The organism is Parapedobacter sp. SGR-10 (assembly GCF_011030405.1).
Lineage (GTDB): Bacteria > Bacteroidota > Bacteroidia > Sphingobacteriales > Sphingobacteriaceae > Sphingobacterium.
In genome coordinates, this window is record NZ_JAAJTJ010000011.1 from 29334 (window position 1) to 41378 (window position 12045).

A 12045-nucleotide genomic window follows, 5' to 3' on the forward strand; every position below is an offset into this window, starting at 1 on the left:
GACCATTAAAATAATAGAATCATGTTTTTCCAACACGTTTATGATACCAGTCTTGCACAAGGAAGCTATATAGTGGGCTGTCAAGCCACAGGTGAAGCTATCGTCATCGATGCCAAACGGGATATTGACACCTATCTTGACATTGCCCGGCAAAACAATCTTCGTATCACGCACATTGCAGAGACACATATCCATGCGGATTTTCTTTGTGGGTCGAGAGAGCTTGCGGCAGTGACCGGTGCCAGCATGTACCTCTCTGACGAAGGGGGTGAAGATTGGCAGTATGCATTTCCACATGTTGGCCTCAAAGACGGATATGTGATCAGGGTGGGCAACCTATCGTTGGAGGTGTTGCATACGCCTGGACACACACCCGAAAGTATCTGTTTCTTGTTGACGGATCATCCTGCTACAGACAAGCCCGTCATGATATTTACCGGGGATTTTGTGTTTGTGGGAGATATCGGTCGTCCAGATTTGTTGGAAAAGGCGGCAGGAATACAGGGGGCCAAAGAAATCGGGGCGCAACAGATGTTTCAATCCTTGAAGAAATTTGCGGCATTGCCTGAGTACATTCAAGTGTGGTCAGCGCACGGAGCGGGTTCTGCCTGCGGAAAAGCTTTGGGAGCAGTCCCTAGCTCTACTGTAGGGTATGAGAAAATCCGTAATTGGGCATTTCAATACGGAGAGGACGAAAAAGGTTTTACCGATTATCTTTTTACAGATCAGCCCGAACCACCCCGATATTTCGCGATGATGAAGCACTTGAACAAGGTAAATCGTCCGTTGCTGATCGAAATTCCGAAACACCCGAAATTGTCCAACGAACAATTCCTTGCCGCTCACAAGAAGGGTGTAAAAGTCATTGATACCCGAAAGAAGGCAGATTTTGCCCGGGGATTTCTTCCGGGAAGTTTGAATATCCAAGGCAATAACTCTTTTTCTACATGGTGCGGTTGGTTGTTGAATTATGAAGAACAGTTTATGTTGGTGGCTAAGGATGATCAAATAGAAGACCTGACCCGTAAGCTGATGCGTATCGGCCTGGACAATGTGTATGGCTACATTTCGAATATCGAGGAGCTGGGCACCGAGCTGCAAATAGCGGATGTTATCTCGCTGGACGAGTTCAAAGCGTATATTGGTCAAGAGGGAGTACAGGTTGTCGATGTGCGTGGTGCAAGCGAATATAAAGCCGGGCACGTAGAGGGGGCGGATAATGTGTTTGTGGGGACACTTCCCGACAATCTGGATAAGATCAGTAAGGATAAGCAAGTAGTCATCCACTGTCAGTCTGGAGACCGTTCGGCCATTGCTTATTCCGTCTTGAGAAGACACGGATTCACCAATGTAAAAAACTATTCGGGTGGATATGCGGAGTGGGGTAAAAACAAATCCTAAACCAAATGCCCTCTTTATTTGTTTATGATATAGCTTGGTTTGAAAAAGTATGCAGTCCTCTTGGCTGTTTGATCAAATCCAAGCTCATATAAAATGGAGGACATTATGGAAGAGGAAAATAAAAAAGAAGGTTGGCAACAGGAAGTACAGGAGGAGAAAGCTCCGGAAATTGTAAAAAAGGAACCGGATGATAAGCCCGCTGCAAAGACATTACGTTGGACAATATTTATTGCGGTGCTCATCTTGTTGATTATTTACGTCGTCTTTTTTTATTTGCCGGGTCAGAAGACATAAGACCGTATAATATAATTTGCGTATCGAGGGGGCACCCTTCATCCAAATTTTTGAAAGTAAGCAGGCAACCAAAATTATTTTCGAAAAATAATTCCCATAAAATAAAGCAACCGCTATCTTTATGGTTTGATTGCAAATAATCTTCGGTATGGGAATATTTTCCAAGACTTGTGAGTATGCATTGCGGGCTGTATTTTATATTGCCCAAAGTTCGCACGAGGGTAGGCGCGTAGGCATTATAGAGATTGCGGAGAAGATCAAGTCACCCCAGGCATTTTTGGGAAAGATACTTCAACAACTTAGTCGGGAGGGGATTATCTTGTCTGCTAAGGGGCCGAATGGTGGCTTTTTTATGGATGGAGTAGGACTTAAGCGTCCTTTAGCAGATGTCGTAGAAGCCATAGATGGCAAGGATATCTTTATTGGGTGTGGACTGGGATTGGATCATTGTTCGGAAAAGGAACCTTGTCCTTTGCATCATGAATTCAAGTTGATACGTAATAAGATTTCGGTTATGCTCAAAGAAACCAGTATTGGGCAGTTTAATCAGGAACTCTTGTTGGGAAAGCTGTCACTTTACAAGCGGACTTCTTTGGAATAGACTTCTCTCGCTATCCTTAGTGTTCAATGTAGCACACTAAGGATCAGTAATAAGGAGGGTGTCTCAGACTCCCTAAATATTTATAAAATCCGTGGACACCCTGCGGAAGTCTACGGACAGTTACTGTGTTTTATAGAGAGTTTCAATTTTTCAACAGCCGCTGAATCTCATCCAGTTTCATCAGTGCCTCTACAGGAGTCAAAGTGTTGACATCCAGATTATTTAGCATATCCCGTATTTTTTCCAGAATAGGATCGTCGATGGCAAACATTTGCAATTGATAGGCTTGTTTTTGTATCTTACGCATGCTATCCTTGATTTTTTCCCCACCTGTGCGTTCCTGTTCCAGACGTTTCAAGATCTCCGAAGCTCGTCCGATCAATTTAGGAGGCATCCCGGCCAATTTGGCAACGTGGATACCGAAGCTGTGTTCAGAACCTCCCGGCATTAGTTTACGCAGGAAGATGACCTTATTGTTGACCTCTTTCACGGTTACGTTGAAGTTCTTGATCCTTGACATGGAATTGCTCAATTCGTTCAACTCATGGTAATGCGTCGCAAACAGCGTCTTAGCCCGAGCGGTAGGGTGGTTGTGTAAAAACTCTGCAATGGCCCAAGCGATGGAAATACCATCGTAGGTGCTCGTACCACGGCCAATCTCATCCAATAGGATTAGGCTACGGTCAGACAGGTTGTTCATGATGCTGGCCGTTTCATTCATTTCCACCATAAACGTCGATTCGCCCGAAGACAGATTGTCCGAAGCGCCTACACGTGTGAATATTTTGTCGACCAATCCGATGTAAGCCTCCTTGGCCGGGACAAATGACCCGATCTGTGCCATGAGCACGATCAACCCGGTTTGTCTCAATAAGGCCGATTTACCCGCCATATTGGGACCTGTGATGATGATGATCTGTTGGTTTTCGGGATCGAGAAATGTGTCGTTGGTGATATAGTCTTCGCCGATGGGCAGGTTCTTTTCGATCACGGGGTGGCGTCCACCCTTGATATCCAGTGTTTTGCTGTCCGAAACTTCTGGTTTGACATAGTAGTTTTTCTCGGCAATGACGGCAAAATTGAGCAGAACGTCCAGTTTGGCAATGAGTTGTGCATTGAGCTGTATGGGCTTGATATATTCTGCAATCGCCAATAGGAGTTCGGCATAGATACGATTCTCGATAACCTGTATCTTTTCCTCGGCTCCCAATATCTGGTCTTCGTATTCCTTTAGCTCTTCGGTAATGTAGCGTTCGGCATTGACCAGGGTCTGCTTGCGGATCCAACCCTCCGGCACTTTGTCCCGGTGGGTATTGGTGACCTCAAGATAATAGCCAAATACGTTGTTGAAGGCTATTTTCAGTGATGGAATTCCTGTGGTTTCGGACTCACGGCGTTGGATTTCCAAGAGGTAATCCTTTCCGCCAAAAGCGACCTTTCGCAACTTGTCCAGCTCTTCGTCTACGCCCTCGGCGATGACGTTTCCTTTGTTGAGGGCTACCGGAGGTTCGGCCTGCACTGTTTTTTCTATCTTGTCCCGAATGATCGTGCAGGGATTGAGTTGTTCAGCAATCATGCGAAGCGATTCGGAATCTACCGCATTCGTCAACTCTTTGAGCTTTTCTATCGCGTACAGTGAGCGCTTGAGCTGCGTGATTTCACGAGGGTTGGCTTTTTGTAGGCCTATTTTACTGATAAGGCGTTCCAGGTCGCCTACATGCTTAATTTCCCGGATGAGCTCATCCCTCAGATCCTTGTGCTGATAGAAGTAATCCACGACATTGAGACGCTCTTCGATCAGTTTTTTGTCTTTCAACGGCATCACGATCCAGCGTTTCAGCAATCGTGCGCCCATAGGGGAGGAGGTTTCGTCCAGCACGTCCGCGAGGGTGATGGCATTCTCATTGGCTGAGCCGATCAATTCCAGATTGCGGATAGTGAAGCGATCCAACCACATATAGCGGTCTTCTTCTATCCGGGCAATGTGGGATATGTGCTGTAGATTGCGATGTTCGGTTTCGTTGAGGTAATGCAATGCGACACCTGCCGCCACAATGCCTATAGGCATACGGTCGATACCGAAGCCTTTTAACGAATTGACTTCAAAATGTTTCAACAGTGTTTCTTCGGCATAGTCGCCTGTATATGGCCATTCGTCCAGAGAATAGGTATAATATTGACTTCCAAAATGTTCGTTGAATTCCTTGGCCTGTTTGCGGGGCATAATGATTTCCGTAGGTTTGAAACCTTGCAACAGCTTATCGATATAGCTGATGCTACCTTGTGCGACTAAGAATTCTCCGGTGGAGATGTCCAGAAAAGAAATACCCACTGTGCTCTTGTCAAAAAACAAGGATGCCAGATAGTTGTTGGACTTTTGCTGTACGATATTGTCATTGTACGAGACACCGGGTGTGACCAGTTCGGTCACGCCTCTCTTGACGATGGTCTTCGTTTGCTTTGGATCCTCCAATTGGTCACAGATCGCGACACGCTGTCCGGCACGTACCAGCTTCGGCAGGTATGTCTCTAAAGAGTGATGTGGAAAGCCGGCCAGTGCGGTCTCTGACTCAGAACCGTTTCCACGTTTGGTCTGTACGATTCCCAAGATACTCGCAGCTTTGATCGCATCTTCACCGAATGTCTCGTAAAAATCACCTACACGAAACAGCAATAATGCACCCGGATATTTCGCTTTGATGCTGTTGTATTGCTGCATTAACGGAGTTTCTTTCTTCGCTTTAGCCAATGGAAATCAATTTTTTAGTTAAGCGGTAAAAATAAGATAATTGAAAGGATTTGACAAGGTTATATATTTTTTATGTTTTACTTGACAACTTGACAAGAATATTCTATCTTTATATTTATGAAAACAATGACTGTAGGTGAGTTTAAAACACGATTTTCCGAAGTGCTGGAACAAGTAAAAGCCGGTATTGGCTTTGCGGTGACATACGGTCGCAAAAAGGAAATTGTGGGGTACTTTTTGCCGGAGGCCCAGGTGAACAAACCTGTGCGTAAGCTCGGCTTATTGGAAGGCAAAGCAAAAGTTACGTTCAAACCTGATTTTAAAATGACTGAAGAAGAACTTTTGGGATGAGGTATTTGCTGGATACGCATACATTTCTTTGGGCATTGTTGGACCGAAAAAAGCTATCTCCCAAGGTTTTGGGCCTATTGCAGGATGCTAGCCACGATGTATTTGTTAGCGCTGTTAGTTTTTGGGAGATTTCGTTAAAATTTCGTTTGGGCAAGCTTGATTTAGCAGGTGTTTCTCCCGAACAACTGCCGGCTTTGGCACAAGAAAGTGGGTTCGATCTTCTTCCGCTTGTAGCATCAGAAGCTGCGGGATATCATTTATTGGACGCTGACTGGCATCGGGATCCTTTTGACCGAATGCTGATAGGACAAGCTATTATGCATGATCTGACCCTGTTGAGCAAAGACAAAACGATCCGTCAATATCAGTCTTTAGGCTTAAAACTATTGTGGTAAGAAATGGCTATTCGCAGAAAGGCAAATAAACGAAAGATGAAAAAAGTTGCACCTTGGAAGTCTGTATTGAAAAGATTCTTCCTTGCAATAGTTGTAGGTTTTTTCGCCGTAACCTTATTTTGGGTATTGACATTGAAATTTATCAATCCCCCCATAACCTATCTGATGATCAAGCGGGGCTTTGAGTGGAAAGCTGTTGGTAAAGGATTCAAGATAGAAAAAGAATGGCTGAGCTATGACGAGCTCTCGGACAATTTGAAAAAGGCAGCAATAGCTGGCGAAGATGCCCATTTTTTGTCTCACAGTGGTTTTGATACCAAAGCGATTATGGAAGCCATCGAAAAAAACAGGGAGGGCAAAAGGTTGCGTGGAGGAAGCACGATCAGCCAGCAGGTCGCTAAAAATGTATTTCTATGGCCCGAACGTTCCTGGATCAGAAAAGGACTGGAAACATACTTTACTTTTCTGATCGAGACTTTTTGGAGCAAAAAACGCATCTTGGAGATTTATCTCAATGTCATCGAAATGGGGCAGGGGGTATATGGAGCCGAGGCTGCAGCCCAATACTACTTTGAGAAGTCGGCCAGAAGCCTATCTAAAAAACAGGCAGCACTCATCATCGCGATCTTGCCCAATCCCCGAAAATGGGACGCCCGCAGACCGTCAGTCTATGTCAATAGTCGGGCGAATAACATCGTGCGGTATATGGGGCATTATAGTATACCATAGGCAGAGATATCAGATTTGATGTCTCTACAGTTGCCCCCCTTACTCTGATTTTTGGAGCTGCTCCAAATGTACCTGATACATTTTGTACAGATACTCCTGCCGCCTGCCCTTCAAGCATTCTGGAAATATCGGGTACACCAGCTCGTTCGGCGTCTTTAGCATCTATTTTAGCAGTGGATCCTGTAAAAAGTTTTCTATCAATATTCTGGTATCCGGTAGCTACGACATCGACAGCTTCGATAGAGGTTTCGTCCTCTGTAAGAATGACCGTAATCTCTTTGCGAGAGTTGACATTTACTTCCTGCTCTTTATATCCTATGTACCGTATCTCCAAAGTAGAGTTAGGTTCTACCGTGATCCGGAATCTACCCATACCGTCGGTTGTCGTGCCTGTTGATGAGCCTTTCACGACAATCGATGCACCGGCAACAGGCTTGCCTTGAGCATCACGCACAGTTCCGGAAACTTGGTGCTGAAGTACTTTTGTCTCTTCAGCTGTCGAAGAGCTATTGATAGTGACCGTGACCGTCTCGGACAATACCTTATAAGTCAGCTTCTGGCCACTCAGTACTTTATCCATCACCTCTTTGATAGGTGCATTTTTGACTTTGACAGAAACCTTGGGTGCTCCTTTTAGGATATCATCATTGTAAAAAAACTTGTAGGGACTCTGTGATGATATAGAAGAAAAAATGTCTTCCAGCTTGGCATTTGTCAAATTGAGCGAAATATGTTGTGCTTTACTTTCTGCAAGGGCTACAGACATACTCACGAACAGAATAAAAATAGATACTTTCATAATTCGGATGCATCTAAGCAACAAAGAATATCGGGCACGAAATTCTTTTACAACTAAAAAGTTATTCATACATTTGAGTAATTGGGTTAATTAAATTAGTAACTAGATTAATCGGATTATACAGGGGTGCTGCAACACTCCTGTTTTTTTCTTTCTTGTCTTTTATGTCATACTGTCTTTCATCTTTTAGAGTTAATATATAGTTTTGTTCCTTCCAAGGAAAAGTTCAATCCGGACGTAAACTCTAACATGTTGAGGATTTCGGACAACGGAACGTCTCTGCCTATTTCTCCGGAGTATGTAGCGTTGTTTTGCAAGCTTCTGTCTACGACAACCTGTACACCGTACCAGTTTTCGATCTGTTGCATGACGTTTTTCAGATTATCATTCCTGAAGTAAAAAATATTGTTTTTCCATGCGAGATCTTTTGTCAGATCGGCATCCCTGATGAGTAGCTTGCCATCTCTGTTGATAGACTTCTGTCGAGGCTTCAGATCTAAGCTGTTGTCGTCGTTGTAGACTTGAACTTTACCTTCTGCTAGGGTCGTGGTGAAGTCGTCTTGGTAATTTCTGACATTGAATCGTGTTCCTAATACTTTGATGTTGGCTTTGGCTGTTTCGACAATGAAGGGTTGGTTTTCATTCTTTTCGACTTCGAAATAGGCTTCGCCTTCGATTAGATACACATGTCGAGAATCGCCTATGAAGCGGGATGGAAATCTCAATTTAGAGTTTGCATTGACCCATACCTTGGAACCATCTGCCAGTTTGAAAGAAAAGAAATGGGTCTGGGGCACGATAAGCTCATGGTAGATCACTTCTGTGGATTCTGACAATTCGACTATTGTGTTGTTGTCTGCGTTGAGTATATGTCCATTTTCCTCTATTGTCACTTCTCCAGACAAAGCTACTTTTTCTCCATTTGCCAATAGGAGGGTAGCTCCTTCTATAGCGGGCAGTATATCGTTTTTGTATTTAGGATTGGCCGAAGCCACTATCCTTGACGAGAGCGGATCTTGCTGGCCGGACCGAAAATTTTTGTACACGAATATACTTGCTCCCAGTACCAATATTATACTGGCCGCTATGGTTGCCCATAGCCTATATGACATGAAGTGTTTCACCGGACTTTTTGAGACAATATTCAGCCAAGCTGTGTCTGTATCAAATTTGTTGAATATACTTAAGCTTTGCTCCACACTTTTTGTTTGCATCATTTTATGGAGCAAATCCATATTCCTTGGATCAATTTCTGACCAACGACGCAGTATTTCGTTCTCTGAGGCCGTGCACTTTCCTTGAATGTGTTTGACGATTATTTCGGCAATGTTGTTAGTCTTTAGGCTCATACTTAAACCTAAGAAACCTAAATATAGAAATGGGGTGACAAGTTTTTTAAATTTTTTTTAGCATCTGTCTATAAAGGTATGACAAATCGTTCTCCGTTGCAATGGCGGTAAGGTTTGCTAAATACGATTCATCGGATCAAAATAACCGTATAGTCTACTTTTAGACGCTTTCCTAAAAGCGGAAAAAAGAAATTAATATCAAAAAATATTCAGGATTCAATCGGGATCTTACATGATTGAGTCCTCGTCTTTTTTGTGTTTTAATGGTATTGATGCTTAAATTCAGTTCATCTGCAATTTCTTGGTTGCTTAATCCTTCTAAATAACTCAGTTGGAAGATTGTCCTACATGCATCGGGTAATTCCTTGATGATTCTATTGATTTCTTCCATCACTTCGGTTTCAATGATGGCATTATCAATATCTACATCATCGAATTCGGTAAAATTAGTCTTTTCCCAATATTTTTCCTGTACTTTGTTTCGTCGTTGCCAGTTCAGGATACTGTTTTTTACAGATGTGTATAAATAAGATTTAACGACAGACTCTTGAGATGGGATTTGTTCTTTTTTCCCAAAATAAGCGATGAAAGCATCCTGTACGAAGTCTTCGGCTAGGCTATAATCTCTAATGAGTGTGTATGCAAAGTAACACATACCTTTATAGTATTTGTCAAAAAGACCTTTTTCCGCTAACCCATATACCACATCCATTTAGCTATAATTTAGGTAGTACGTTTTTTCGCACACATAAACTGAATAAGACAAAAATCATTAAAAATTAGCAAAGTATCAATAGTACACTTTCGTTGAGAGTCCGGTTGATGATTGTTTGTCGCAAAATTTGTGCCGAGTATCCGAATATGAAGCCTTCCCTCGATTTCTCTGTTCTATCCGTTAAAAATCGTTAAACAGCACGATGCCTCGTGGATAAAATCCTATCTTCGTAAAACGAGGATATTTACATAAAAATTCAAGTATTTACAAATTATTCTGATATTTTTGTAACAAATTTTTTGAACAGCATTTTCATGAAAAGATATATTACGGTTGTATTTTTGGTATTGGGTGCCTTTACCTTTTCCTTTGGTCAATCATCTTCATCACCTCAACTGGTTGATCGGATTATTGCCACCGTAGGAACAAGCTTTATCCTGCAGTCAGACCTGGAGATGGAATATACCCAGTATCTCGCCAGCGGAAATGCCCCCAGTGAGCAGGTAAAATGCTATATCGTTCAACAATTGCTGACGTCCAAGCTTCTTTCGCAGCAAGCGGCCATTGACTCCATCGAGGTGTCCGAAAATGAAATAGACGACAACCTGAACCAACGTATTCGAGTCATGATACAACGGGCCGGTGGTAGAGAACGTTTGGAAGAATTCCTGAATAGATCTATCCTACAGCACAAGGAAGAAATGCGTCCTATGGTTGCAGAACAGCTGAAGGGAAATAAAATGCAGCAACAGCTTGTGTCTAATATAGATGTGACACCACAGGAAGTGAAGAATTATTTTGAAGGTCTCAATGCAGATTCTTTACCTTATTTTGATACGGAAATCGAATATTCACAATTGGTCTTAAAGCCTATTCTGACCAAAGAAGAGAAAGAGCAGTTTCGCCAGAAAGCGGAAGGCTACCGTAAGCAAGTCATGAATGGGTCGGATTTTGGAACCATTGCCCGTCTTTATTCCGAAGATGGCTCCGCCCCATTCGGAGGTGAAATGGATTACGCTACACGCGATACTTGGGTGAAGGAATTCTCTGCCCAGGCATTCAAATTGAAAGAAGGTGAAATTTCTCCAGTATTCGAAACACAATTTGGATATCATTTTTTACAGGTATTGGACAGAAGGGGTGAAGAGGTGAAGGTAAGGCATATTTTGGTCCGAATAAAACCGACACAGGCTTCGCTAGAACGTACTAAGTTAAGGATAGACAGCATAGCCAATAGAATTGCAGAAAAGAAAATCAATTTCAATACGGCAGCTTCTCTCTATTCGGACGATAACAATACCAAGTACAACGGAGGTGTAGTGACCAATATGGAGGACCGTTCGACCTTGATACCTGTTAGTCAATTGGAGGATGTATCTGTATTCAACGCTATAGACCCTTTGCAGCCGGGCGAGGTTTCTAAACCTATATTGTATACCGAAAAGGGGAGTGGAGATGTCACCTATAGGATTTATTATCTCAAATCACGTATACCGCCACATAAAGCCAATTTGGATCAGGACTTTGCCAAGATCAAAGAGGCGGCTCGTCAGGATAAAATAAATAGAACTTTGAGCGAATGGTTCGAAAGTAGGAGAGAGAGCACGTATATCGATATCAATCCGGATTTCTTATCCTGCGGTGAGCTTAAGATCTGGACTTCGCAAAAGGATATAGCAGCAGATTAATGCAAATTATTTTAACAAAAAAACCACCTGATCAGGTGGTTTTTTTGTTTTTTAAATCAAATCATCTGGATTCCAAATTATAACATCTTCATTCCCCCAACCCTGTACCGCAGGCCGATCTCGTGTGTATTGTTCGAAATATGTTTGTTCGATGTACTGCTACTTGTATTAAATTGATAGCTGTAGCCGATTCCAAAGCTTCCGATATTAAATTGCATGAGGCCAGACAGGTCACCTTGGTTCTGTACACCTAGGCCTAGCCCAAATTTCTGCGCAAAGAAAGCCAATGCATTTACATCGTACCGGGCTGGCATATCAGCCATGTGGCTCACGATAAAGGACGGACGGATATGAAAGGCGTCATCTACTCGCAACAGAGCACCGGCTGTGATGTAATACACACGTCTGAAATTGTAATCCTGATTAGGATCTGGTTTGGATAGAATCAGTCGGGGAATTGACACACCAAAATAAAACTTGTTTTCCCGAAAGTAGGATGTCCCGATGTTCATCATTCCTTGGGTACGACGGGTATCCTCTCGAAATGAGGGATCCAGTGGATCCAATTGTGAGAATTTACCGTTGTAGTGCAATAAGCCGCCACCTAAGGAGAGCGCCAGGTATTCGTCTTCGGACAACCGGATGCCACTCGCCAGATAAGCGCTCATTTCCTGATCCCTGGATGCGCCTAGGCTGGCATGTTTGAGATCTACACCCATCGTCACGAGCCCACCGAGACCTAGGTGGCCACTCGCCCAGTAAGCCCGTGGTGCACCATCCATGCCGATCCATTGCAGGCGCCCCAACATGGTCGCCCCTCCATCGGGATCCATGATGCTGAGTGATCCGTTGAATGCATTGCGTATCTGACCGAACTGGTTGTAGCTTAGACCGTGTTGTGCCTGTACGCTGACAGTCAGTAGCAGAAATACTATTGCCGATAGATAGGATTTTATTGTCGTGTTTTTCATTGT

The 12045-nt window shown here is 43.3% G+C and carries 12 protein-coding genes; 7 read left to right on the top strand and 5 right to left on the bottom strand.

Features of this window, described 5'->3' with window-relative positions; all coding sequences use genetic code 11:
- Positions 1 to 21: 21 nt before the first annotated feature.
- The 3 genes from G5B00_RS09890 (at position 22) to G5B00_RS09900 (ending at position 2296) form a co-directional block, all read left to right on the top strand.
- Complete coding sequence (locus tag G5B00_RS09890; RefSeq protein WP_163874276.1) at positions 22 to 1401, top strand: MBL fold metallo-hydrolase; 1380 nt, start codon at positions 22 to 24, stop codon at positions 1399 to 1401.
- A 105-nt stretch (positions 1402 to 1506) separates the two neighbouring features.
- Positions 1507 to 1695, top strand: a complete 189-nt coding sequence (locus G5B00_RS09895) for a hypothetical protein (protein WP_163874279.1) — start codon at positions 1507 to 1509, stop codon at positions 1693 to 1695.
- A 148-nt stretch (positions 1696 to 1843) separates the two neighbouring features.
- The gene (locus G5B00_RS09900; RefSeq protein ID WP_163874282.1) at positions 1844 to 2296 is read left to right on the top strand and encodes an RrF2 family transcriptional regulator; all 453 of its coding nucleotides are present in this window, start codon (positions 1844 to 1846) and stop codon (positions 2294 to 2296) included.
- A gap of 142 nt (positions 2297 to 2438) precedes the next feature.
- On the opposite strand, the gene mutS is transcribed toward G5B00_RS09900, so the two are convergent.
- Complete coding sequence (gene mutS / locus G5B00_RS09905; RefSeq protein WP_163874285.1) at positions 2439 to 5045, bottom strand: DNA mismatch repair protein MutS; 2607 nt, start codon at positions 5043 to 5045, stop codon at positions 2439 to 2441.
- A gap of 117 nt (positions 5046 to 5162) precedes the next feature.
- On the opposite strand from mutS, the gene G5B00_RS09910 reads away from it, so the two are divergent.
- From G5B00_RS09910 to mtgA, 3 genes are read left to right on the top strand one after another with little or no spacing between them, the layout of a single operon-like run.
- A complete protein-coding gene (locus G5B00_RS09910) occupies positions 5163 to 5396 on the top strand; it encodes a type II toxin-antitoxin system Phd/YefM family antitoxin (RefSeq protein ID WP_240894447.1) in 234 nt (77 codons plus the stop codon).
- Positions 5393 to 5791, top strand: coding sequence for a type II toxin-antitoxin system VapC family toxin (locus G5B00_RS09915; RefSeq protein ID WP_163874288.1), 399 nt, complete (start codon positions 5393 to 5395; stop codon positions 5789 to 5791). Before G5B00_RS09910 ends, G5B00_RS09915 begins: the two co-directional genes overlap by 4 nt.
- A 36-nt stretch (positions 5792 to 5827) precedes the next feature.
- Positions 5828 to 6520 carry a monofunctional biosynthetic peptidoglycan transglycosylase gene (gene mtgA / locus G5B00_RS09920; protein ID WP_240894448.1) on the top strand — a complete coding sequence of 231 codons (693 nt, stop codon included), beginning with the start codon at positions 5828 to 5830 and terminating at the stop codon, positions 6518 to 6520.
- On the opposite strand, the gene G5B00_RS09925 is transcribed toward mtgA, so the two are convergent.
- The 3 genes from G5B00_RS09925 to G5B00_RS09935 all read right to left on the bottom strand — a co-directional run bounded on the left by G5B00_RS09925 (position 6465) and on the right by G5B00_RS09935 (position 9380).
- Positions 6465 to 7319 carry an STN domain-containing protein gene (locus tag G5B00_RS09925; RefSeq protein WP_163874294.1) on the bottom strand — a complete coding sequence of 285 codons (855 nt, stop codon included), beginning with the start codon at positions 7317 to 7319 and terminating at the stop codon, positions 6465 to 6467. The two genes, mtgA and G5B00_RS09925, sit on opposite strands and share 56 nt — an antisense overlap.
- Before the next feature lie 179 nt (positions 7320 to 7498).
- On the bottom strand, positions 7499 to 8668 hold the full coding sequence (locus G5B00_RS09930; RefSeq protein WP_163874297.1) for a FecR family protein: 1170 nt from the start codon (positions 8666 to 8668) through the stop codon (positions 7499 to 7501).
- A 172-nt stretch (positions 8669 to 8840) separates the two neighbouring features.
- On the bottom strand, positions 8841 to 9380 hold the full coding sequence (locus tag G5B00_RS09935; RefSeq protein ID WP_163874301.1) for an RNA polymerase sigma-70 factor: 540 nt from the start codon (positions 9378 to 9380) through the stop codon (positions 8841 to 8843).
- A gap of 317 nt (positions 9381 to 9697) precedes the next feature.
- Here G5B00_RS09935 and G5B00_RS09940 point away from each other — a divergent pair, with 317 nt between their 5' ends.
- Complete coding sequence (locus tag G5B00_RS09940; RefSeq protein WP_163874303.1) at positions 9698 to 11071, top strand: peptidylprolyl isomerase; 1374 nt, start codon at positions 9698 to 9700, stop codon at positions 11069 to 11071.
- A 77-nt stretch (positions 11072 to 11148) separates the two neighbouring features.
- On the opposite strand, the gene G5B00_RS09945 is transcribed toward G5B00_RS09940, so the two are convergent.
- A complete protein-coding gene (locus G5B00_RS09945) occupies positions 11149 to 12042 on the bottom strand; it encodes a PorP/SprF family type IX secretion system membrane protein (RefSeq protein WP_163874306.1) in 894 nt (297 codons plus the stop codon).
- Between the last annotated feature and the right edge of the window lie 3 nt (positions 12043 to 12045).

What these genes read in the sequence shown, in the direction of transcription:
- G5B00_RS09915 (WP_163874288.1), top strand. Translation starts at nt 5,393, where the DNA reads ATGAGGTATTTGCTGGATACGCATACATTTCTTTGGGCATTGTTGGAC.
- G5B00_RS09910 (WP_240894447.1), top strand. Translation starts at nt 5,163, where the DNA reads ATGAAAACAATGACTGTAGGTGAGTTTAAAACACGATTTTCCGAAGTG.
- G5B00_RS09930 (WP_163874297.1), bottom strand. Translation starts at nt 8,668, where the DNA reads ATGAGCCTAAAGACTAACAACATTGCCGAAATAATCGTCAAACACATT.
- G5B00_RS09940 (WP_163874303.1), top strand. Translation starts at nt 9,698, where the DNA reads ATGAAAAGATATATTACGGTTGTATTTTTGGTATTGGGTGCCTTTACC.
- G5B00_RS09895 (WP_163874279.1), top strand. Translation starts at nt 1,507, where the DNA reads ATGGAAGAGGAAAATAAAAAAGAAGGTTGGCAACAGGAAGTACAGGAG.
- G5B00_RS09945 (WP_163874306.1), bottom strand. Translation starts at nt 12,042, where the DNA reads ATGAAAAACACGACAATAAAATCCTATCTATCGGCAATAGTATTTCTG.
- G5B00_RS09935 (WP_163874301.1), bottom strand. Translation starts at nt 9,380, where the DNA reads ATGGATGTGGTATATGGGTTAGCGGAAAAAGGTCTTTTTGACAAATAC.
- G5B00_RS09925 (WP_163874294.1), bottom strand. Translation starts at nt 7,319, where the DNA reads ATGAAAGTATCTATTTTTATTCTGTTCGTGAGTATGTCTGTAGCCCTT.
- mtgA (WP_240894448.1), top strand. Translation starts at nt 5,828, where the DNA reads ATGAAAAAAGTTGCACCTTGGAAGTCTGTATTGAAAAGATTCTTCCTT.
- G5B00_RS09900 (WP_163874282.1), top strand. Translation starts at nt 1,844, where the DNA reads ATGGGAATATTTTCCAAGACTTGTGAGTATGCATTGCGGGCTGTATTT.
- G5B00_RS09890 (WP_163874276.1), top strand. Translation starts at nt 22, where the DNA reads ATGTTTTTCCAACACGTTTATGATACCAGTCTTGCACAAGGAAGCTAT.